18 protein-coding genes, 1 tRNA gene and 2 pseudogenes are annotated in these 22,800 nt (G+C 64.2%); 2 read left to right on the top strand and 19 right to left on the bottom strand.

What is annotated here, in order from left to right; all coding sequences use genetic code 11:
• Positions 1-58: 58 nt before the first annotated feature.
• The 10 genes and pseudogenes from LY284_RS16030 to hfq form a co-directional block, all read right to left on the bottom strand.
• Positions 59-1,018: a spore coat protein U domain-containing protein gene (locus LY284_RS16030; protein WP_233388326.1), complete on the bottom strand. Its 960-nt coding sequence runs from the start codon at positions 1,016-1,018 to the stop codon at positions 59-61.
• Positions 1,015-1,299 (bottom strand): FimD/PapC C-terminal domain-containing protein, encoded by a 285-nt coding sequence (locus LY284_RS16025; protein ID WP_233388323.1) that lies wholly within the window; start codon positions 1,297-1,299, stop codon positions 1,015-1,017. Before LY284_RS16025 ends, LY284_RS16030 begins: the two co-directional genes overlap by 4 nt.
• 139 nt (positions 1,300-1,438) lie before the next feature.
• Positions 1,439-1,822 (bottom strand): annotated as a pseudogene (locus LY284_RS16020) (fimbria/pilus outer membrane usher protein); the annotation flags it as partial.
• A 121-nt stretch (positions 1,823-1,943) separates the two neighbouring features.
• A complete protein-coding gene (locus tag LY284_RS16015; protein WP_233387248.1) occupies positions 1,944-3,542 on the bottom strand; it encodes a fimbria/pilus outer membrane usher protein in 1,599 nt (532 codons plus the stop codon).
• A gap of 317 nt (positions 3,543-3,859) precedes the next feature.
• Entirely contained in the window at positions 3,860-5,782 is a 1,923-nt protein-coding gene (gene ftsH, locus LY284_RS16010) for an ATP-dependent zinc metalloprotease FtsH (protein ID WP_233387247.1), read from the bottom strand.
• A 600-nt stretch (positions 5,783-6,382) separates the two neighbouring features.
• Positions 6,383-6,829, bottom strand: coding sequence for a GreA/GreB family elongation factor (locus LY284_RS16005; protein WP_233387246.1), 447 nt, complete (start codon positions 6,827-6,829; stop codon positions 6,383-6,385).
• Complete coding sequence (locus LY284_RS16000; protein WP_233387245.1) at positions 6,793-7,155, bottom strand: hypothetical protein; 363 nt, start codon at positions 7,153-7,155, stop codon at positions 6,793-6,795. The genes LY284_RS16005 and LY284_RS16000 overlap by 37 nt, the downstream gene beginning before the upstream one ends.
• On the bottom strand, positions 7,148-7,591 hold the full coding sequence (locus LY284_RS15995; protein ID WP_233387244.1) for a hypothetical protein: 444 nt from the start codon (positions 7,589-7,591) through the stop codon (positions 7,148-7,150). Before LY284_RS15995 ends, LY284_RS16000 begins: the two co-directional genes overlap by 8 nt.
• Positions 7,592-8,196: 605 nt before the next feature.
• On the bottom strand, positions 8,197-8,844 hold the full coding sequence (locus LY284_RS15990) for a hypothetical protein (RefSeq protein WP_233387243.1): 648 nt from the start codon (positions 8,842-8,844) through the stop codon (positions 8,197-8,199).
• Positions 8,845-8,973: 129 nt separating this feature from the next.
• On the bottom strand, positions 8,974-9,249 hold the full coding sequence (gene hfq / locus LY284_RS15985; protein WP_255724575.1) for an RNA chaperone Hfq: 276 nt from the start codon (positions 9,247-9,249) through the stop codon (positions 8,974-8,976).
• On the opposite strand from hfq, the pseudogene LY284_RS39240 reads away from it, so the two are divergent.
• Positions 9,140-9,547 (top strand): annotated as a pseudogene (locus tag LY284_RS39240) (TniQ family protein); the annotation flags it as partial. The gene hfq and the pseudogene LY284_RS39240 sit on opposite strands and share 110 nt — an antisense overlap.
• 129 nt (positions 9,548-9,676) lie before the next feature.
• Positions 9,677-10,477 (top strand): hypothetical protein, encoded by an 801-nt coding sequence (locus LY284_RS15980; protein WP_233387242.1) that lies wholly within the window; start codon positions 9,677-9,679, stop codon positions 10,475-10,477.
• A gap of 273 nt (positions 10,478-10,750) precedes the next feature.
• On the opposite strand, the gene LY284_RS15975 is transcribed toward LY284_RS15980, so the two are convergent.
• From LY284_RS15975 to fdnG, 9 genes are all read right to left on the bottom strand, one after another.
• Positions 10,751-10,846, bottom strand: a tRNA-Sec gene (locus LY284_RS15975).
• A 67-nt stretch (positions 10,847-10,913) separates the two neighbouring features.
• On the bottom strand, positions 10,914-11,549 hold the full coding sequence (locus LY284_RS15970; protein ID WP_077158156.1) for a DedA family protein: 636 nt from the start codon (positions 11,547-11,549) through the stop codon (positions 10,914-10,916).
• Positions 11,550-11,580: 31 nt separating this feature from the next.
• Positions 11,581-13,584: a bifunctional DedA family/phosphatase PAP2 family protein gene (locus LY284_RS15965; RefSeq protein WP_233387241.1), complete on the bottom strand. Its 2,004-nt coding sequence runs from the start codon at positions 13,582-13,584 to the stop codon at positions 11,581-11,583.
• Between the two features lie 42 nt (positions 13,585-13,626).
• Positions 13,627-15,534: a selenocysteine-specific translation elongation factor gene (selB, locus tag LY284_RS15960; protein ID WP_233387240.1), complete on the bottom strand. Its 1,908-nt coding sequence runs from the start codon at positions 15,532-15,534 to the stop codon at positions 13,627-13,629.
• Positions 15,531-16,967, bottom strand: a complete 1,437-nt coding sequence (gene selA / locus LY284_RS15955; RefSeq protein WP_233387239.1) for an L-seryl-tRNA(Sec) selenium transferase — start codon at positions 16,965-16,967, stop codon at positions 15,531-15,533. The genes selB and selA overlap by 4 nt, the downstream gene beginning before the upstream one ends.
• Positions 16,964-17,938 carry a formate dehydrogenase accessory protein FdhE gene (gene fdhE, locus LY284_RS15950; protein WP_233387238.1) on the bottom strand — a complete coding sequence of 325 codons (975 nt, stop codon included), beginning with the start codon at positions 17,936-17,938 and terminating at the stop codon, positions 16,964-16,966. Before fdhE ends, selA begins: the two co-directional genes overlap by 4 nt.
• A 107-nt stretch (positions 17,939-18,045) precedes the next feature.
• A complete protein-coding gene (locus tag LY284_RS15945) occupies positions 18,046-18,696 on the bottom strand; it encodes a formate dehydrogenase subunit gamma (protein WP_233387237.1) in 651 nt (216 codons plus the stop codon).
• Complete coding sequence (fdxH, locus tag LY284_RS15940) at positions 18,683-19,627, bottom strand: formate dehydrogenase subunit beta (protein ID WP_014250278.1); 945 nt, start codon at positions 19,625-19,627, stop codon at positions 18,683-18,685. The genes LY284_RS15945 and fdxH overlap by 14 nt, the downstream gene beginning before the upstream one ends.
• Positions 19,628-19,636: 9 nt before the next feature.
• Complete coding sequence (gene fdnG / locus LY284_RS15935; RefSeq protein ID WP_233387236.1) at positions 19,637-22,705, bottom strand: formate dehydrogenase-N subunit alpha; 3,069 nt, start codon at positions 22,703-22,705, stop codon at positions 19,637-19,639.
• Between the last annotated feature and the right edge of the window lie 95 nt (positions 22,706-22,800).

Here is a 22,800-nt window from a genome sequence, read left to right as displayed (position 1 = left end):
TTGCAGTTTACACGAACAGGTGGCTGAACTTTTGTAATCCGGACGAGTTGTGCGCCGGTCAGTAGGTGATCGTTGCGACGATCCTATCGGTGTAGGTGCCGGCGCTCGGCGTCGTCTGCGGCGGCACGCGGCCATACACGATGAGCCCCTGATTCGAGCCGGTGCCGAAGGCGCTCACGACGGACGTGCCATTGGTGCCGTCGCCCCAGGGGATCGTGCGCGCGGCGTTGGTGTACAACTGATACTTCACCTGCTCGGTGCCCCCGCCCTTCGTCATGCGCCGGTCGGCCACGCTCGCGCCGGTGCCGCCGCCCGCCGAGAGCGTGATCGTATAAGCGTCGTTGTTGGTGCACGCGACGCTCAGCGTGCCGGTCGCGGTGAGCGCGCCGTTCAGCACGCCCGCCGCGCCGAAGTTGATGTTGGTGGCGGACAGCGAGCAGTCGTTGATGACCGGCGCCAGCACGGTGAACGACAGCGCGGTGGCATTCGAGGTGACCGTGGAGCAGTCGGGCGCGAGCAGGAGATAAGCCGTGTAATCCATCTCCGCCGAGCCCGTGCCGAAGAATACGGAGGCGTAGTTGCCGGCGGTGAGCGCCGTCTGGGCTGGCGCCGTGCGGGCGTACACGGTCACGGAGCGGCTCACCGAGGACACGCCGATTGGAAACGTCAGGTCTACTGCAACGGGCGCAAAGGTCCCGGACGCGCGTGATCCCCAGATCGTGGAAAATGAGGCATCGGAGTAGAGGTTGTACTGAATCGTGCCGGTGCCTGTGCTGGCCAGGCGCGGTGAGTACGAGGCGCCGCCGCCGCCGGTGCCGAAGTTGAGGCATACGCGCACCGGCGGGTTCAACGCAGCAGGCGTGCAGGTGATGTTGACGGTGCCGGTGGCGGTTGCGAGGGAGGTCGTCGCGGGAGAGATCGAGCCGAAGGTGACGCCCGATGTCGTCGCGGTGCAGCTCTGCGCCTGCGCCGTCGCGCTGAGCAGCAGGCACACGACGAACAGCACGATACGCTTCATGGCGTCGCATCCCCGCACGTGAAGGGGCCGAGCGTCGGCAGGCCGTGACCCTGAGCCTTGTAAGGCACCTCCACTTCGCAGGGCTTGCCCGCCGGCGCGGCATCGAGCGTGTTCGATTGGGAGAGATCGTCCACGAAGGCGAGACCGTCGTAGCCCACCACGTACTGCTTGCCGGTTTCGCGATGCGTGATCTGGGTGCCGACCGGCAAGGGCTGGCCGTTCGCTGACAGCAGTTGCACCTGCGCGCCCTCGAAGTCCTGCAGCGGAAAGCGTGCGAGCACGCCGGCGCGCGCCTGCGGCGCGAGATTCAGCTGGGTCGTGGCGATGGACGTATCGGCGGGGAGGCCAAGCGGATCGATGGAGATGATTCGGCTGATACGAAACCAGATCCGGCACCATCAGATGCCGCGCCGAATTGGTCTTGCCGATCTCGCGGTTCTCGTGCAGCACCGGAACGCCCGCTACGCCGTCCGTCGAGACGAGGGCGAAGGCATCGTCGATACGCCGGCCCGCGAGCACGTCGCCCGCCATCAGCACGATGGAACCGGAGGCGTCCAGTTCGCCGTAGGTACGCGAATCGACGTTCGCGACCGATGCCAGCAAGTCGCCGTAGCGGCCGCGATACGTGCCCTGCGCGAGCGACTGCTGTATGCCGTTCTGGCGCGAGCTCTGAACCTGCCAGCCGAAGCCGCCGCCGTAGTCGGCCGTCTTCGACAGCGCCGCGCCGAAGATCGGCTTGCCGTGATCCGAGCCGGCATTGACGCTCGCGTTCAGCGCGCCGCCGATCACGAAGCTTAGCGCCACGAAGACGCCGGTCGTGCGGCTGTCGCCGAAGTCGTGATAGACACTCGCGGACAGCGACGCGCCGCGCGGCAGGCTGGTCGTGTACGCGAGCGAGCCGATGCGCGAATCGCCGTAGTACGGATCATCCAGGCCGACAAAGCTCGCACTCGCCGTGCTCGACGAACCGAGCGCGCGCAGCGCGCGCGGCGAGTGTCGCACGATAGGTCGCGCGCGGCACCGGCGTGCCTTCGGCGGCGGCGAGGTCGCTGTAGTGCGGCGTGGCCTTGGTCGCCTGCAAGTCGACGGAAATGGCCGGCGTGCGCCATTGCCAGCCCGCCGCGACCTGCACGCCGCCGCCGCCCGTCGACGGTTGCCGGGGAATGGCCGTGGCTTGCGGTGCAATCGACGAAAAGCCGTCGTAGTAGCCCGCCGGATAGACATAGAGCGGCGCCGGGTTGGCTCCGCCATTGCCTGCGCTGCCCGCCACCGCCATGTTGAACACGCCCCACTGGCCAATGCCGAACAGCATGCCGACGCCCGCGTTATAGACACCGCGCGTGATTTCGCTGTGCGCTTCGAGCGTGAATTCACCGGTAATGCCGCGCCGCAGCGATGCCGACAGCGACGGCTCGCCGGCGTAGTCGAATGAGTCCTGCGAATAGGCGCGCCGCACGAAGCCCGCTTCAACCGAAAAATCCGTGAGGCCGCGCGCAAGCAGACGGGCATCGATATACAGCGGCACCGTGGTCATCACGCTGCGCCCGAGCGTATCGCGGCTCACGATGACCGCTTCGCCCGCGCCGTTGATCGCGGGCACGGCGTTGATGACGAACGGTCCAGAAGGCGCGTTGCCGCTGAACTGGCGCACGTTGTTCACATACAGGTCGATCGCGCTCGGCACGGCCGCCGAGCCGGCCAGCGCAGGCACTGGATAGGTGATCAGGTCCGGCCGCAGGCTGAAGTCGCGCGACACCTGCGCGCCGCCCATGCGCACCGGCCGCGTCCAGGTGAGCGAGGACGAGATGGTGTCGCCGAGACGCGTGGTCACGAGCGTGTCGGTGTCGGAATGGCTCCATGACGTATCGAGCCGCACGTAGCGATGACGGTCCGAATACCAGTACGCGGTGCCCGTGTTGTCGAACACGCCGCCCGGATAAAAGAAGCGCTCCTCGCTGTAGAGGCCGTATTGCGTCGGCGAGTTGGTCTGCACCGTCGCGTCGTAGTTGATGACGAGGCCCGTGCCAGTGGCGGCCGTCGGCGGACGCGCGGGCGCGTTGGCGAGCGCGGCCGGCAGACGGCGGGAATCGTTGGTTTCGAGGTTGATGCGCTGCCGCTCCGGCTGGTACGTATAGCGCAGGCCCGGCACGAAGCCGAGCCCGACGCGGCTCTGGGCGTCGGGATGAAGGTCGTCGGTGCGCAGGCCGAGGTCGCGTAGCTCGCTGATCGTCGTGTCGGTGATGAAGAACTGCGCGATCTTCTGCGTCGACATGCCGTTGATGGCCACTTCAAGATACAGGTCACCCGTCGCGCCTGCGATGCCGTCCGCCAAGGGGAAGCCGCCACGCAAGGCGGCCAGCGTGGCGGGAAGGTCACCGGCGGCCAGCGTCGCTGGAACGTCATCGGCGCGCGCCGGCACGCATGTCGAAGCCAATATGCAGACCGCGCAGACCAGCAGCGCCCAGCGCATGCGCCTCAAGGCATGGCCGCAGGTGTGGCACGAATGCCGGTGGGGCGAGTGCATCCACGGGTCACCGATCGGGTTGCGGTCCGACGACGCTCACGCGCATTATCACCGGTTCGCCGTTCACGAGCGCCTTGAGCGTCGCCGAGGTCATGCCCGCGGGTGCGCCCGGCACCGGCCGGCACAACTGGCAATCGCGTCGGCATTGATGGACTTGATTGAATGTGCTGACGGCGTCGACCGCTTGCATTAGAGGGTTGAGTGATGGAGTCGAGTCCTCCGCGCGGCTGCGGACCTCGAGTTACTCATTTGGCTCTTCTATATTCGGATTCTCCGCCCGTTGTCAAACCTGCGTGGGCAGCGCATTTCAATTCCCGCTACAACCGAGTCTCAGTCGGCGCATCTGGCCGTCGAGCGGGCTGTTCCCGCGCGTTGCCCGGCTTGGCCTCCGTGCCGCTGCTGCCACCCGAAGGCGTATCGCCCGACGGCGGCGGCATGTTCTTCGGCGGACGCGGCGGACGATCCGCCATGATGTCGCTGATCTGGTCCGCATCGATGGTTTCCCATTCGAGCAGCGCCTTGGTCATGGCCTCGACCTTGTCGCGGCTGTCTTCCAGCAGCTTGCGGGCGAGTGCGTATTGCTCGTCGAGAATGCGGCGGATTTCCGCATCGACCTTCTGCTGCGTGGCTTCGGACACCGACTTCGCGCCCATCTTGCCGAACATGCCGTTCTCTTCGGTGTCGACGTAGACCATCGTGCCGAGGACATCGGACATGCCGTAGCGCGTCACCATGTCCCGCGCCATCTTGGTCGCGCGCTCGAAGTCGTTCGAAGCGCCGGTCGACATCGAGTTCAGGAACACTTCTTCCGCGGCACGGCCGCCGAACAAGATGGCGATTTCCTCCAGCATCTTGTCGCGATAGAGGTTCACGCGATCATGTTCCGGCAATTGCCACGTGACGCCCAACGCCCAGCCGCGCGGCATGATCGTGACCTTGTGCACCGGATCGGCATGCGGGAGCAGCTTCGCCACCACCGCGTGGCCCGACTCGTGGTAAGCGGTGTTGCGGCGCTCTTCCTCGCGCATGACAGCCGACTTGCGCTCCGGACCCATGAAGATCTTGTCCTTCGCGTCCTCGAAATCCTGCATTTCGACGATGCGCTTGCCGCGACGCGCCGCGAACAGCGCTGCCTCGTTGACGAGGTTCGCGAGATCCGCGCCGGAGAAACCCGGCGTACCGCGCGCGATGACCGATGCGTCCACGTCATTCGCGATCGGCACCTTGCGCAGGTGCACCTTCATGATGTGCTCACGGCCGCGGATATCCGGCAGACCGACGTACACCTGACGGTCGAAACGGCCTGGGCGCAGCAGCGCCTTGTCCAGCACGTCCGAACGGTTCGTTGCGGCGATCACGATGACGCCCGAGTTCGCCTCGAAGCCGTCCATCTCGACGAGCATCTGGTTCAGCGTCTGCTCGCGCTCGTCGTTGCCGCCGCCCATGCCCGCGCCGCGATGACGGCCGACCGCGTCGAGTTCGTCGATGAACACGATACATGGCGCAAGCTTCTTCGCCTGCTCGAACATATCGCGAACGCGCGCCGCGCCCACGCCGACGAACATTTCCACGAAGTCCGAACCCGAAATGCTGAAGAACGGCACTTTCGCTTCGCCCGCGATGGCGCGCGCCAGCAGCGTCTTGCCCGTACCCGGAGGGCCGACCAGCAGCACCCCGCGCGGAATTCGCCCGCCGAGCTTCTGGAACTTCTGTGGATCGCGCAGGAAGTCGACCAGTTCGGACACTTCTTCCTTGGCTTCGTCGCAGCCCGCGACGTCGGTGAAATTGATTGTGTTGTTGTTTTCGTCGATCAGCCGCGCCTTTGACTTCCCGAACGAAAACGCCCCGCCTTTTCCGCCTCCTTGCGACTGCCTCATCATGTAGAACCAGAAGCCAATGATCAGGATGGCCGGGCCGAGGTAGTACAGCGCGGAGACGAGTACGTTCGGTTCATCGTCAGCCTTGCCGCTGACCTGAACGCCGTATTTCATCAGATCGCCGACCATCCAGATGTCGCCGGGCGACACGATCTGGTATTTCTGGCCGTCGTTCGGAGTGACCGTGAGATTGCGGCCCTGAACGGTGACATTCTTGACTTTGCCGTTCTTCGCGTCGTCCATGAACTGCGAATAGGAAGCCCCTTCCTCGACGCGGGGCTTATCGAACTGCTTGAACACCGTAAACATCACCAGTGCGATCACAAGCCACACAGCCGCCTTGGCGAACACATTTTTGTTCAAAGCACCACTCCTCACTTGTAGACGGGCGCCTAATGAAGCCGCGTCTTAAATGTATTCTAGTCCGGACGCCCATAGCGTGGGAGAGGCTGCTCGGCTCCGGTAGCGACAGGCGGAATGGCACGATCTGGGTGAGATGATGAGCCGTTGTTGTCCTCTTGTCGAACCGACACACAGATGTTCCGAACGGCCCGGGGGTGCGCATGGCGAGCCAGCGAATGATCGAAGCTTTAAGGTTGCCCTCAACTCCGGAAATCACGTGATCAGCCGCATTCCCTCAGTCTTCGTCGCAGCTTGGTCGAAAGTGGCCATGTGTATTCGCTCCATCTCATGGCGGGAGCACTCGATCAGACAGTCTGCAAACTCGCTAAGTACACGCACGATGCGCGTGTCGCAATCCTTTGATCGGGGCGGTGGTGCTGATGTGCTGGCATTCGACTCCGCTGCTGGGGCAATCTATGTGGCGGGTTCTCGCAGGTCGTCCCCACGAGATATCGCTAATGCTAGAAGCTGGCGCCAACCTGCAAGACGCATCGGAACATCTAAGGTAGGAGCGCTCGCCGGCCACACTACCAGCTTCTTTGGTACCTCCCCCTGACATCATCAGCCTGATAAGTGACGACTCTCCGGCTGCAGCAGGATCTTCTCGATGACGTAATGAACTGGCACGCCGCTCGGCGGAAGGCACATGATGACTTGTCCGCAACGCGCACCCAACAGTGCGATGCCCGTTGGCGAGAGAACCGACAGTCGCCCACGCTGATAGTCGGCCTCGCGCGGGTAGACCAGCGTCCATTCATGTGTAACGGTGCCGTCGCTGGTCGTACATTCGACCGTTGTATTCATCGTGACGACGTCCGGTGGCATCGCAGCGGAATCGACAAACAGGGCTGTCGCTTCCACGGCGTCCAGAAATGCGCGCTCTGGCGACGACACGGTCAGCAGACGCGCACATTCCCGAAGTCGTTCCATGTCGGATTCGGACACGACCGGCTGGCCTTCCAAGTGGCCGGTCATGACCGCGACTGAATTGTTCTTGGCAGACAACATGTGTGCCTCCGGCTGGAATACAGATTACAGATATCCGCGCAATCGCGGTCATTCCATACGTCGAGCCACGAACCGTCCAGGAAAATGAGTCGATCGATGGTTCCAAACTGCCGTATTTCGAGCAACGCGCTGCGGTTGACGAACGCACCGGGTCGATCGTCGGGAAAGACCACCTGCATCAGGGGACCCAAGCGCTCGATTATCTCGGTGACGCTCGCATCACTGGACGGCTCGGTCACGCCAAGCCAGTAGACAAGCGCTGCTGTTGGGCTTCCTGCCTTCCGAGCAACAAAACGGAGTGTCTTTTCGCCCGAGAATTCATTCATGGTTACCAACCCAGTCAGCACGTTCCTCTTTCAAAGGTGGTTCGGCGCAGCTTGCCGAGCTTGCCGAGCTTGCCGACCCGCCGCCCTCCGCGGCGACCTTCGTAGGCCTGTGGTCAACCCATATCCGTCCCCATCGGATGGCGTAGCGCAAAGCCTGTGCTGGGTCGTAGAAATAGTCCAGCGCGTGGAAGCAGCGCGGTGTCCGGCAGCCAGGCCCTTCGATCACAAGATGGGCCGCGTACAACGCACTCTTGACGGGTTCTGCACGAGCCGTCAAACGATAGCCCTGATCTTCGGCCTGATCGCTCAAAGCGGCGATGCACCTGCCTTGCGAAACGTTCCACTGCGAGGCCAAGTCGTTCTCGCCACTGATTGTGACGATGCATTCCTGCCTGACCTTCGGCATCTCGTCCTGACGTTTTGTTTGCGGTCTCATGGCTTCTCGATCCTTCGAAGACGATCCCATCCCGCCGCTGAGCTGTCGCGCGGCCAAAACGCTGCGCTGGGCAGCGCAACGGATGGCGAGTTCGTTCGGCACGCGAGCAGACGCCCATCACGCAAGTCGTGATGGAGTACAGTCGGTGGTCGACAGAAAGATGGTGAGCCCGGCTCTCGCTTTACTGACTCTAGGCTTATGCGAAGAACCGGGCAGAAGAAAGTGCTGCTTTATCCGCGCGGCTGGCGCGGTTTAGCGTGCGCTTCAAGGTATCGGCTTTTCGATGCCCGCGGGTACCCGCCCCCGCTTGTGCAGGAATGCTGAAAAAGGCAAGGCGGGAACTCTTGACGAAAAACACTACGATGACCTCGCGTCAGTGACCAATGGGTGATCTAAGGCAGGCATGCCTATTAGAGCTCATCTGTTAGCATTTTGCAAGGTTGGCGGGTGCCGTTGCCGTGCCGAGTCTGCGCTGAGCTGGCGAATTCGCACTTCGATGAGCGCTGTACGAGGTCGGGTAGCGCCCGGATCCGTGAGATTCGGTCAAACGATGACATCGTTTACCCTCGTGATTCTTCGCAAGAACAATGGGCCCCCACAGCAGCTCAGCTTCGGAGATTTTTCTCGCAATCTTCCCGGTACCGCAGCGGGTCGTGATGATCTGGATAACGCAAATCGAGCCACGCGGCGAGCTTCGTCCAATCTGGATGCTGGGTGCCCGTGCGCGCCGACCAATTGGAAGACCGCTCGAGAATTCGACCGTTCCCCCGATCGCGAACAAGCACGCTTCCCAAACCGCTCGAGCTGTTTGTCTGTGACTCGATCAGATAACGTGGCAGGATCCTGAGCTCGGCATTCTTGGCCCATCCGAATAAACCGCGGACTACGCCAGACGGATCGCGCAACTCGCTGGGGCCACTTACTGGGCGAATCGCCGTCCAGCCTTCCGGAAACTCGGCGACGACCTCGTCTTTGCCCTCCCTTACCCACTTCACGCGCAAAGCCTGCGTCATCGCTTCGCGCATACGCGACACCGAGTCATAGCCTTTGGGCAACTCGATTGCCACCGGGAGCGTGATCAGGTTGTCTTTCCAGAGCGCGGATTCGTCTTCGACGCGCTTGACGACGTCGGACACTTCTGGCCCGAAAGGATTCTCGGGACGGCTAGACACCCTCGCGGTTGCTCCCGCAGGCAGGCCCTCGAAAAGGCGCTCAGCGTCTTGACGGGTTAGTTTCGTCTTTGCCTTATTCATAATCTCGTACGGTCCTTGGCTGGAAGCGAACGCGGCTGGAAAGCAGTCGACCGTGCGAAGCCACCCTTTCATGCGACGTACTTCGAGATGCACCAGGAACCACTGCGCCCCTGGAAACGTCGTAGCTGCCTATTTTGCGTGAGAACGATTTGTGAAGTCGCGCGATCCGCTCGCCCGGCTGTTCGACCGAACGGCCGGACCCGTATCTTCGCCGATCGTCGAGATCGAGTGCTTGAAGATCATCTGGGATCCCGTGGTCGAATTGAGATAAAGCATGTACGTATCAAATGACTGGATGTGTCCAACCAATCTGATTCCGTTGACGAGATATATCGCCACGCGCTTTCGTTCCTTCCTCATCGCATTGAGAAAGTCGCCTTGTATACCGGGTTGGTTCTGCGCCATTTCAGTTTTGTCTTTAAGATTTGATGGGATCAAGCGCATTCGATCGTGTCCGAGCTGCAAGCCACGGAAGCGAAAGATGGCACAGATGTGGGTTGATAGCCTGAATGGCATGGTAGGACGCAATGACCTGCGGTTGCTGACCCTTCTGCCTTGGAAGCCCTACCTTGGCCGCTTCTCCCGCCTGACAGGTGAGGGCCGACAATGGTGTCCGCTTTGCCTTGAAGAGGATCTTCAGTCGCGGACACCGGTCTACGAGCGCCTCATCTGGTCAATGCGCTGGGTCGGACACTGCCCGCGCCATCGTTGCAGGCCCGCAGAGCGCTGCTCTGAATGTGGCTATCAGCAAGCGGGTGAGCTATCACCACTGCAGTCATGCGGCTTCTGCTCCAGGTGCCAGGGATGGCTTGGCACGGAGCATCCGGATCCAGTGTTCGATCGCCAGACTGCTGACGGGGATTACGAAGTGTGGGCGGCACAAAGCCTTGCGGATCTTGTCGCACATCCGCCCGCGTCGACCTTGCCTCGAACAGGCAATCCTGCTTCCAGGGTCATCGATCGGGGTATCGCCCGCTTCTTCGACGGGAATGCAGCCGCTTTCTGTGAGCACATCGGCATATCGAAGACATGTCCAACCTACTGGCGATGTGCGGGGGCACCAAACGCGGCAGTGCTCATGGCCATCTCATATTGCCTGCAGATTTCTGTGCGTGATCTTCTGACGGGAAAAGACGTCTTCAGCGGCAGTTGTCTCCCTCCCCTGCCCCCAATCCTTTTACGTACTAATCTGCGCCCTGTTGCCCGCAGAAGGAACTGGAACGACGTTCGGCAGTTCCTGACGGAGGTTGCGAACGGCACCCGCTACTACGGTAGCCTTACATCCGCCGCAGAATCAATACATCTGTCGCCCAGTCAGGCGTATGCCCGGTTTCCAGACCTGTGTCGCCAGATAGCGGAAGCACTGCGGGAAAGACGCCGGGAAGTTGTCAGGACTGCCCGCGAGCAGCGGAAAGACCGGCTTGATAAAGCGATCAGGATCGAAGCGGCCCGCATGATCTCGACGGGCCAGTACCCAAGCGTCGACCGGCTGATCACGTACGCGAAACAGCATGGTCTGGGCGCGGATAAACCTGCGGACCGCTCGTGCATCCGGCAAGCACAGCTCGGCACACTTACGGGCGCGCCCGGCAGCGGCCTCAGACGCAGGAACAACGCTGCGCCGGACGGATGAGTCGCGGCAGCCTCACTGACCAATGCAACAGAACCATGAACCATCGCAACTGCGTCCAGTCGGCGCGACGACTAGAAACTGACGCCGCGCGAATACCGTGCGACTCGAACTGGCGTCGCCCGACCATCTCCGTCACTGCATAGCGCATTGTGGTCTGAAGGGCTTTGGCGTCTATCATGTGTTACATCCTGCGGCACAGAAAACACCATATCGCTTCCAAACGGAAGTTTTATGGTTTCTCCCACACGTACGCTTCTTCAACTGCGCCCATCATGGCGGAAGGCAGCCAGAGTCGAACTGACCAGAGAGTGTCTGACACCCCCTACCGGGTTTGAAGCCCGGCCGCACCACCGGATACGGATGCCTTCCTTCATCATGCCTCATGCCCGTCCCGAACGCGAAAAACGCGCGGGCGTCCGATTATAACGACGCATCCTCAACCGCCGCCATCGCGCGAATGTGACCCCGAACGCGCGCGCGGCTCGCGCCGCCGCGTCAGTCGATAAGCGCAATACAGCAAGGCCAGCGCCGCGAGCAGATCGACCACTGTCGCGCCGTGCGATTCGAGCGCCATCACCGCGAGATGCAGCTGCCGCTCGAACAGCGCGCCGCCCAGCGTCCAGAACGACGCCCACGCGACGATGCCCGCCGTATCCCAAAGGAAGAACGCCAGCACGGCGATCCGCGTCGTGCCCATCAGCGGCGGCGTGACGAGGCCGAGCCCCGGCACGAACTTGGACAACGCGACGATCGGCGCGCCGTGCCGCTCGAACAGTTCGCCCGCCGTGCGCATGCCGGAATCGACCGCATACGATCTGCGCGACAGCGCCGCGACGAGCCGCCGGCCATAGAGACGCCCCGCCGCGAACCACACGCCGTCGCCGAGCAGCGCACCGCACAACGCCGCGAACAGCACGTGCGCGAAGGACAGCCGTCCGGTCGCCACGACCGAGCCCGCGAACACGAGCAGCGGCGCGGACGGCAGCGGCACGCCCAGGCGCGTCAGCAGCACGTTGGCGAACACGGCCGCGCCGCCCCACTGCACGATCGCCGACGGGGGAATCTGGATCAAGCGGCACCTCTCGTTCGCTGGCTTCGATACGTCATTCGGCCCTCGATTCGACGAGTATCACCGGCACGTCGCCACATCCCGCGCTGCTCGCAATTTCGATGCCGCGCCACGGCGAACGTTCGCCACGGTCGATGACCATCGGATCGACGCGCCGGTCCGGCCGCAGCACGTTGAAGGGCCACGACGGCCGCCGCAGGCGTTCGTGCACGACCGAGCCGAGCCAGATCGGCGCCGGCGGCGCGCCGGCGCGTTCGCGCACCGCGTAATGCGTCGGCCAGAAACGCAGCACGTCGCGCTCGTCCGCGCCGTGAACCGAGCGCGCGAACACCAGCGTCGACGGCTCGCCGTTGTTCAGGCGCGGCAGCGCGGGCAGCTCGATGGCGGGCGCATTCGGCGAGACCACCGACATCACGCTTTTCAGGCTCACGCGCGAAACCTCGGTCCAGCCGCGCGCGCTCAGTTGCGCGCGAATCTGCGCGGGCGTCGCGGCCCATTGCACGGTAATCGGCTCGCGCCGGTCGCCCTCCATGCTCGCGCGGTAGCAGGAAAACGTGCGCCATACCGAATCCGTCCACTGGATCGGCGAGATGACGGTGGTCGATGGCACCGCGCTATGCGCCTCCGTTTCATCGCTCAGTTGCAGCGCGACGCTCGCGCCGATCACGGCGAGCACGGCAATCGGCATCAAAGGCCGCGGCTTCGGCTTGACCGGATTGCGCCAGACGGCAGTGAGCGCGATCAGGAAGACCCATACGGCGGCGAGCGCGGCGCTGCCGAGCGCATCGGAGATGGTGAAGCGCCCGAAATACAGTCCCGCGATGCCGACCGCCGCGACAATCGCCGATGTCGCCGTCGCAACGAACACGCCCGTCAGCATGCCCACGCGCCGCAGCAGAATGAACGCGAGAAAGCCGTAGATCACGACCGTCGCCGCGACGTGGCTGCTCGGGAACTCGTGCTCGGTCGGCGCGAAGGAGACGAGGAGCGGCTTGTGCGCCGTGAAGCGGATCGCCAGCACGAGCAGTTGCGAGAACGCGATCGCCGCGAGCCAGTACGCGACCGTGCGCCAGCGCCGCTCGAAGCTCATCCACACGATCACCATGACGCCGAGCGCGAGCAGCGTCTGCGTGCTGCCGAGCGTCGCGGCGGCATCGAGAATCGAATCGGTCCAGGTCGAGCGGAACGATTGCAGAAGCCGGTAGATCGATACGTCGACCTGCACGATCGACGCGCCGCGCGCCACGTTCGCGAGCACCGAAAAAAACAGAATCGCCGACGCGAGCAGCAGCACCGAAATGACGACGATGAGGCCCGTCGCCGGATTGCCCGGATCGAGCGCGCGCGAGACGAGCCGCGCGGGCAGGCCGCGGCCCCGCTGCGCCCACGCGAGCAGCATTTCGCGCGACGCGACGGTCCAGCGCATCGCGTGCGAGACGATCACGCGCGCGAGATTGAACACGACCCAGCCGATCGCGGTGACGAAGATCAGGATCACGACGAGACGGATCGACACCGCGCCCGCCAGCTCGATCGACGCGCCGAACACGACGCCCGGCAGGATGTGCGCCGGCGCCCAGATGAGCGCGCTCAGGATGTTGACGAAGAGAAAGCGCGCGGGCGCCATGCCGGTGACGCCCGCGACGACCGGCACGACCGCGCGCATCGGCCCCACGAAACGCGCGAGCACGACGCTCTTCGCGCCGTGCTTGTCGAAATATTTCTTGCCCGCGACGAGCGCGCCGGGATGCGCGCGAAACGGCCACATCTGCGCGATCCGGTCCGCGTAGTGCTGGCCGAACCAGAAGCTCACGGCATCGCCGGCGATGGCCCCCACGATCGCGCAGACGAGCACCCAGCCGAGATTCAGCGCGCCTGCGCCGACGAGCGCGCCCGCGATGAACATGGCCGTGCTGCCCGGCACGAACGTGCCGACGAACGCCAGGGATTCGAGAAACGACGCGAGCAGCACGACCGCGAGCGTCCACTCCGGGTGGCCCGACAGGACGTGCAGCAGCTTGTAATAGATATGCTCCATCGTGATCGGCGGTCGACGGCGCGCATCGAGCCCGGGCAAACGTCAGACGGACTCGTGCCAGCGGCTATCGGCGCGCAATAGATGCAAATCGCGGTGGAAACGAGTGTACCCAACGCGGTCGAAGAACTCCAAAATCTGTATCGCACGCTTGCGGCCGAGCGCGCTGGCGTCACGAAAAGCAGCCGCGCCGATCGCGCCGCCCTGCGCGCTCGCGGTTTGCGCGACGAGTTGCGCAAGCGCGCCGATCGATGCGCGCGCGTAAAACAGATCGCGCACGACCTGAAACACCTCGCCGCGCCGGGCGAGCTTCTTCAGCAGCCTGCGCATCTCGTCCTCGCCGACGCCGTGCGCGCTCGCCAGATCGCGCACCCACGGCGGATCGAAGCGTCCCGCGTCCAGCGCGGCGAGCACGGCGCGGGCGAGCTCGGTTTCGGCTTCGTCGAGCGTCACCGCATGCGACGGGGCATGCAGCCACGGCCCGCTCTTCGCGATGGCGCCGCTCGCCACCGCTTCATCGACGAGCGCGCGCCACAACGCATCCGGCGCGAGCGGCGCGGCCATGCGGCGCAGGCGCGCGACGTCGGGGCCCTGTTCGTCGGGGAAACGTTCGTGGAAGGCGGCGAGCGCATCCATCAGGCGCGTTTTCAGCGCATCCCAGTGACGCGCTGCAATATAGAGCGTGTCGTCGTGCGCGGGCACCGCGCGCAAGTCGTCGGGCGAGATCGCGTGTCCGCACAGATGCTCGATCAGCGAGCGCGGCAAGCCATGCGGCGCCTGCTCGAAGAGCGCGTCGGCGCGGCCCGTGTCGAGCCTGTGCGCGAGCGCGTCGAGCCATGCGCGGCGCTGCGGCGTGCGGCGGCGTCGAGCCGGCGCGAACGGATCGAGCACGCGCCCGCCGCCGACGGTTCTGCTTGCCTGCGCATTGCGCACGATGAAGCGGTCGCCGGGCAGCGCGCAAACGGGTTGATCGAACACCAGTTGCACGCGAGCGCTGTGTCCGGCGTCGAGCGTATCGGCTTCGAGCAGCGCGACATGCGCCACGCGATGCGTCGTGCCCAGATGCACATGCAAGGGCGCCCAGTGCGTGAGCGCGAGTTGCGCATCCTCCAGCAGCGTCAGTTCGACGTCGAGCCTTTCGGACGCGCGCGCCAGCCGCGCATCGAGGATCCAGTCGCCGCGCGCGAGCGCGTCTTTATCGATGCCGGCGAGATTGAGCGCGCAGCGCTCGCCCGCGCGGCCCGTCTGCGCCGCGCGATTCTGCGCGTGAATGCCGCGCACGCGCACCGGCTCGCCGCCCGCGCCGCGCGGCGCGAGCATAAGCGTGTCGCCAACGTTCGCGCGCCCCGCGAACACCGTGCCGGTCGCGATCGTGCCTTGCCCCGTCAGCGTGAACACGCGATCGACCGCGAGCCGGAAAAAGCCGTCGTCGCGGCGCGTGCGCCAGTGGGCGGCGGCATCGTGCAGATGCGCGTTCAGTGCGGCGACGCCGGGGTCGTCGGCTTGCGTGGCATCGGTATCGAAGCGGGGCGCGTCGCGCAACGCTGTTTCCGCGAGCAGCGCGGCGATGTCCGCGTGGACCTCGCGCACGCGCGCGGCATCGACACGATCGCATTTCGTCACCGCGACCGCGCCTCGTGCGACGCCGAGCAGGTCGAGTATCGCGAGATGCTCGCGCGTTTGCGGCATCACGCCATCGTCGGCGGCGATCACGACGAGCGCGAAGTCGATGCCGCATGCGCCGGCCGCCATCGTATGCACGAGCTTTTCGTGGCCCGGCACGTCGATGAAGCCGAGCACGCCGCCGTCCTTCAACGGCACGTAGGCGTAGCCCAGTTCGATCGAAATGCCGCGCGCCTTCTCTTCCTTCAGGCGGTCGGTGTCCACGCCCGAGAGCGCGCGCACCAGCGTCGTCTTGCCGTGATCGATATGACCCGCCGTGCCGACGATCATTCGCGTGCGTCCAGTTGCGCGATGAACGCGGCTTCGTCGGCTTCTTCGAGGCAGCGCAGATCGAGCCGCAATGCGCCATCCGCGATGCGCCCGAGCACGGGCCGCGGCAAATCGCGCAGCCGCTTCTCGACGCGGTTCAACTGGCCGCCCGCCCGCTTGCCGCCCGCGGCGCGCACGGCGAGTCCGTAGCTCGGCAGGACATCCACGGGCAACGCGCCGCTGCCGATCTGGCTGAACATCGGCTCGGCGCTCACGGCGAAGGCATCGCCGACCATGCGTTGCAAGGCGGGCTCGATGCGCTCGGCGGCGAGGCGCATCGCGTCGGCGGGACGCGTGAGCAGGCGCAAGGTCGTCAGCCGTTCGACCAGCGTTTCGGGCGTGCGATAGAGCCGCAGCACCGCTTCGAGCGCCGCGAGCGTGAGCTTGCCGACGCGCAGCGCGCGCTTCAACGGATGCTTCTTGATCTTCGCGATGAGATCCTTTCGTCCGACGATCAAGCCGGCTTGCGGCCCGCCCAACAGCTTGTCGCCGCTGAAGGTGACGAGATCCGCGCCCGCCGCGACCGTCTCGCGCACCGTCGCTTCGCGCGGCAGGCCCCATTGCGCAAGATCGACGAGCGTGCCGCTGCCGAGATCCACGGCGACGGGCAGGCCACGCGTCCTCGCGAGCAACGCCAGTTCGGGAAGCGTCACTTCCTTCGTGAAGCCGGTCACCGCATAGTTGCTGCAATGGACCTTCATCAGCAGCGCGGTTTTCGGGCCGATCGCTTCGTCGAAATCTTTCAGATGCGTGCGGTTGGTCGTGCCGACTTCGCGCAGCTTCGCGCCCGCGCGGCTCATGATGTCGGGAATGCGGAACGCCCCGCCGATCTCGACCAGCTCGCCGCGCGAGACGATCACTTCGCGGCGCGATGCGAGCGCCGAGAGCGTGAGCAAGACCGCCGCCGCGTTGTTGTTCACGACAGTCGCGGCCTGCGCGCCCGTGAGTTCGCAAATCAGGTCGTTGATGAGATCGTCGCGGTCGCCGCGCGCGCCGGTGTCGAGGTCGAATTCGAGATTCGCGGGGCGCGTGAGCATTTCCGCGACCGCGCGCACGGCTTCGTCGGGTAGCAGCGCGCGGCCGAGATTCGTATGCAGCACCGTGCCGGTGAGATTGAAGACACTGCGCACGTTGCTCTGCGCGCGTTTGGCGAGCCGTGCATCGACCGATTGCGCGAGCCGCGCATCGCTCAATGCATCGACGGAGGCGCGGCCCGCTTGCGCATCGGCGCGCCAGGCATCGAGCGCCGTGCGCAATGCGGCGAGCGTCTGCGTGCGTCCGTAGGCGGCGATCACCGGCTCGAATTCCGCCGATGTCAGCACGCGCTCGACGGACGGCACGCGCGCCATCAAGGCGCGCAGCGCGCCGCCGTCGTTTCCTGCGACGTCGCTCATCGCTCTTCTTCCGTTTGTTCGGGCCACAGCCACGGATGGGGCGCCGCGCGCCGGTAGCCCGCATCGCCCATCAGGAGATCGAGCGTGAGACTCGCGAGATCGTCGGCGTAGGGCTCGAAATCGTAGGCCTTGTCCTGATAGCCGATCTTGCGGTACGTGCCGCATTCGTCGCACGACTCCGCCTTGAGCGGCGCGCTTTTTGCCTTCGCGGCCTTCGCTTCCTCGCTTTCGTCGCCGCTGCCCATCGCGTGATAGGCGATGCCTTTGGTCGAATCGCAGTTGGTGCACTTCGCGCGGACGACGTGCAGTTCCGTCGCGCACAGCCCGCATTGCGCGTAGCGGTAGCCGTCATACGCGCCGCCCACGCGCACGATGCTCGCGACCGGCACCGAGCCGCACACGGGACATACGCCGGGCGCATCGAGATAGGGCACGTCTTTCGCGTCGATACGGCTCGCGAGATCGGTCCACACGACCTGCAGCGCGGCCGCGATGAAGGGCGCGGCGGCCGGATCGATTTCGGCGAAGCGCAGCGCGAGGACCGCATCGGCCTGATTGTCGAGCGTGCGCGCGTCCAGTGCGCGAAGGCGGGCGACGAGTTGCACGAGCGCGGGCGTCAGTGCGCCCGCGGATTCGATGCTGTCCAGCAGCATGAAGAGCACGTCGCGCCACGCGGGGCCGCGCGAATCGGTGAGCGCGGGCACGATCGGCATCGAATGACGCTGATTCAGCTCGATGGATTCGCGCGAGGGCATCGGCGCCGTGAACTGGGCGAGCACGCGCTGCTGGGCATCGGCGAGCGCGGCCATCAGACGCAGATAGCCGGCGATGGGATTGCTCGCGTCGGCGAGTTGCAGAAGGCGTGCGGCGCGCGCGGCGAATACGGTGGCGCGCTCCGGCATGCGCAGACGCGGAATCGCCGATGGATCGAGCGATTCGATTCGCGCGGCTTCGACTATGCGTTGGACCACGGGGGTTCCTCGCGGGGGGGGGGGGGTGGAGTCGATCAAGAGTATCAGCTTATTCGATCTTCAATGGACCACCCCGCACGTATGGGTCCAGCTTCGCCGTCGGGAAGCTACTTCCCAATCACATCCCTGAACCACCGCGGATGATGCTTCCTCGCCCATCCGTACGTGACCGTGCCGCGCACCATCGCGCCGATCGAGCCTTTCACCCACAGTCCTGCGTAGACATGGATGATGATCGTCAGAATCAGCACGAACGCCGTCGCCGCATGCACCACCGATGCAATGCGAATCACGGTAATCGGAAAGTAGAACGCGAAGTACGTGCGCCACATCACGATGCCGCTCAGCAACAGCAAAATGAGGCTCGCGAACATCACGAAAAAGACGAGCTTCTGCCCCGCGTTGTACTTGCCGATCGCCGGCAAGCGCTCCTCGCGGTTCGCGAGCACGTCGTTCACCTGCTTCATCCATTGAACGTCGCTCTGGTCCAGATAGTTGTGATGCCAGAAGCGCAGCGCGAGGATCATGAACGAGATGAACATCACGCAGCCGACGAACGGATGCAGAATGCGCGTCCACTGCCCGCCGCCGAAAATCGCGTAAAGCCATGCCATCGACGGATGAAACATCGCGAGACCGGAAAGCGCAAGCAGCACGAAGGTGATCGCCGTGATCCAGTGATTCGTGCGCTCGTTCGGCGTATAGCGCACGATCAGACGATGACCCTTCACATCACGCAGCTCGTTATCGTGTTTCATCGATACGCTCCTGTCCGCCTTCCCGGCGACGGCGCACCTCTTCCGCTTCGCGGTGCGCTTCCACTTCGTCTTCCTCGCTAACTTCGTTCGGGCCGATGCGCGTGTAATGGAAGAAGCCCGCGAGCGCCGCGATGCCCAGGCCGATCATCGCGAGCGGTTTCGTCACGCCTTTCCAGACCGACACGAGCGGACTGATATGCGGATCTTTCGCGAGACCGTGATACAGCTCGGGCTGATCCGCGTGATGCAGCACGTACATGACATGCGTGCCGCCCACACCCGGCGGATCGTACAGGCCGGCGTTGGCGAAGCCACGCTCCTTCAGATCGACCACACGCTCGGCGGCCTGATGCTGCATATCGACCTTGGTGCCGAACATGATCGCGCCCGTCGGGCACGTTTTCACGCATGCGGGCTCCTGCCCGACCGCGACGCGATCCGAACAAAGCGTGCACTTGTACACGCGATGATCTTCCTTCGACAGGCGCGGAATGTTGAACGGGCAACCGGTAATGCAGTATCCGCAGCCGATGCAGTTCTCCTCGTGAAAATCCACGATGCCGTTCGTGTACTGCACGATCGCGCCCGGCGACGGACACGCCTTCAGGCATCCCGGGTCCTCGCAATGCATGCAGCCGTCCTTGCGGATCAGCCATTCGAGGTCGCCCTTCGGATTCTCGTATTCGGTGAAGCGCATCACCGTCCACGAATGCTCGGTCAGGTCGCGCGGATTGTCATACACGCCGGTTGTGTGACCGATATCGTCGCGCAGATCGTTCCACTCCATGCAAGCCGTCTGACACGCCTTGCAGCCGATGCACTTCGACACGTCGATGAGCTTCGCCACCGTGCCCGTCACGGGCTCGCGCACCTGCGTCTGCGGCGTGGTGGTCGCCGAAACGCGCTTGATATCGAGCGATTGCAGAGCCATCTCGTCCCCCTATGCCTTCTCGACCTTCACCAGGAACGACTTGAACTCGGGTGTCTGCGAGTTCCCGTCGCCCACGGAAGGCGTGAGTGTGTTGACGAGATAGCCCGGCTGCGCGAGGCCCTTGAAGCCCCAATGCAGCGGCAGGCCGACGGTGTGCACTTTCTTGCCCTCGATGGTCAATGGTTTGATGCGCTTGGTCACGAGCGCCACCGCGACGATATGCCCGCGATTGCTCGACACCTTCACGCGATCGCCCGCGACGACGCCCACTTCCTTTGCGTGCTCCTCGCCGATCTCCACGAACTGCTGCGGCTGCACGATCGCATTCAGGCGCGCATGCTTGGTCCAGTAATGGAAGTGCTCGGTGAGGCGGTACGTGGTCGCCGTGTCCGGGAACTTGTCGGCGGTGCCGAACGCGGCGCGGTCGTCCGGGAACACGCGCGCGGCCGGATTGCTCGTCGCCACCTTGTTGTCGGGGAAGAACGGGTTATGACCGAGCGGCGTCTCGAAGGGCTCGTAGTGCGTCGGGAACGGCCCTTCGTTCATGCCGTCGCGCGCGAAGAAACGCGCGACGCCCTCCGGGTTCATGATGAACGGGCTCATGCCCTTGTCCGGCGCTTCGTCCACCTTGAAGTCGGGAACATCCGGGCCCGTCCATGCGCGGCCGTTCCACGCGACCAGCTTTCTCGACGGATCGAACGGCTTGCCGTTGACATCGCACGATGCGCGGTTGTACAGCACGCGCCGATTCGCCGGCCACGCCCACGCCCAGTTCAGCGTCTGGCCGATGCCCGTCGGGTCGGAGTTGTCGCGCCGGCCCATCTGATTGCCGTTCTGCGTCCACGAGCCGCAGAAGATCCAGCAGCCGCTCGCGGTCGATCCATCGTCGCGAAGTTGCGCGAAGCTCGACAACTGATCGCCGCGTTTGGCGAGCACCTTGGTCTGATCCGCCGGATCGGTGACGTCGGCGAGCGCGCGGCCGTTGAACTCCATCGCGATCTCTTCGGGCGTCGGGCTTTCGGGGTCCGCATAAGGCCACGTCATCTTCAGGATCGGATCGGGATACTTGCCGCCCTTCTCCTGATACGCGCGCCGCATGCGCAGCCATAGACCCGACATGATCTCGAGGTCGCTCCTCGCCGCGCCCGGCGCCGCCGCGCCCTGCCAGTGCCATTGCAGCACGCGAGACGAACTCACGAGCGAGCCGCGCTCTTCCGCGAAACAGGTCGTCGGCAGGCGGAAGACTTCGGTCTGGATCTTCGATGCATCGACGTCGTTGAACTCGCCGTGGTTCTTCCAGAATTCGGACGTCTCGGTCGCGAGCGGGTCCATGATGACGAGCCATTTCAGCTTCGACAAACCCAGCCCGATCTTGGCCTTGTTCGGCGCGGCCGCGAGCGGATTGAAGCCCTGGCAGATATAGCCATTCATCTTGCCCGCGGCCATCAGCTCGAACACCTGCAGCATGTCGTAGGACTTGTCGAGCTTGGGCAGATAGTCGTAGCCGAAATTGTTCTCGGCGGTCGCGTTGTCGCCCCACCACGACTTCATGAAGCTCACGTAGAACGCGCGATAGTTCTTCCAGTAGCTCAACTGATTCTGCCGCAGCGGCTGCGACGCGCGCTTCTTGATGTACTCGTCGTACTCCTGCTCGCCTTCCATCGGCAGGGTCATGTAGCCGGTCAAGAGGTTCGACATCAGGCCGAGGTCCGTCAGACCCTGGATGTTCGAATGCCCGCGCAGCGCATTCATGCCGCCGCCCGCAATGCCGATATTGCCGAGCAGAAGCTGCACCATCGCGCCCGTGCGGATCATCTGCGCGCCGACGGAGTGATGCGTCCAGCCGAGCGCATAGAGAATCGTGCCCGCGCGATTCGGCGTGGCCGTCGATGCGAGCATCTCGCACACCTTCAGGAACTTGTCGGTCGGCGTGCCGCAGACCTTCGTCACCATCTCCGGCGTGTAGGCCGCGTAATGCTGCTTGAGCAGGTTGTAGACGCAGCGCGGGTCCTGCAGCGTGGGATCGGTCCTGACGTAACCGTCTTCGCCGCGCGCGTAGTCCCAGCTCGACTTGTCGTACTTGCGGTGCTCGGCGTCATAGCCCGAGAACACGCCGTCCTTGAACGCGAAATCCTCGCGCACGATGAACGACAGGTCCGTGTAATTCTTCACGTACTCGTGCTGGATCTTGTCGTTCGTCAGCAGATAGTTGATGACGCCGCCCAGGAACGCGATGTCCGTGCCGGTGCGTATCGGCGCGTAAAAATCCGCGACCGAAGCCGTGCGCGTGAAGCGCGGATCGACCACGATCAGCCGCGCGCTGCGATGCGCCTTCGCTTCCGTCACCCACTTGAAGCCGCACGGGTGCGCCTCGGCCGCATTGCCGCCCATCACCAGAATCACGTCCGCGTTCTTGATGTCGACCCAATGGTTCGTCATCGCGCCACGGCCAAACGTCGGGGCAAGACCTGCCACCGTCGGGCCATGTCAGACACGCGCCTGATTGTCGAATGCGAGCATCCCGAGACTGCGAACCGTCTTGTGCGTCAGATAGCCGACTTCGTTGCTGCTCGCCGAGGCCGCCAGAAAGCCCGTGGTCAGCCAGCGGTTGACCTTCTTGCCTTCAGGCGTGCTTTCGACAAAGTTCGCGTCGCGGTCTTCTTTCATCAGCACGGCAATGCGATCGAGCGCGTCGTTCCACGAAATCTGCTTCCACTCGTTCGACCCCGGCGCGCGATATTCCGGATACAGCAGCCGGCTCGGGCTATGAATGAAGTCGATGAGCGAAGCGCCTTTCGGGCAGAGCGTGCCGCGATTGACCGGATGGTCCGGATCGCCTTCGATGTGAATGATGCTCGCCTTGGCGTTCTTCGAATTGTCGCCGAGGCCGTACATCAGGATGCCGCACCCGACCGAGCAGTACGGGCAGGTGTTACGCGTTTCCGTGGTGCGCGACAGTTTGTATTGCCGGACTTCGGCGAGCGCCGGTGCCGGAGAGAAGCCCATTGCCGCCAGGCTCGATCCGGCGAGCGTGCTCGCGGAAACCTTGAGGAACTGTCGCCGTGACATTTGGAGCATGGTTGCCCTCGGCGCGTCGTTTGTGGGTGATTCAAGTATATGGTGCACGATGAAATGCGGCAGTAAGTTTGCTACCGGATTTGCACCAATGCGCC

The sequence above is a fragment of the Caballeronia sp. PC1 genome, assembly GCF_021353155.1.
GTDB lineage: Bacteria > Pseudomonadota > Gammaproteobacteria > Burkholderiales > Burkholderiaceae > Caballeronia > Caballeronia cordobensis.
This window is presented reverse-complemented; position numbering and strand designations above follow the sequence as displayed.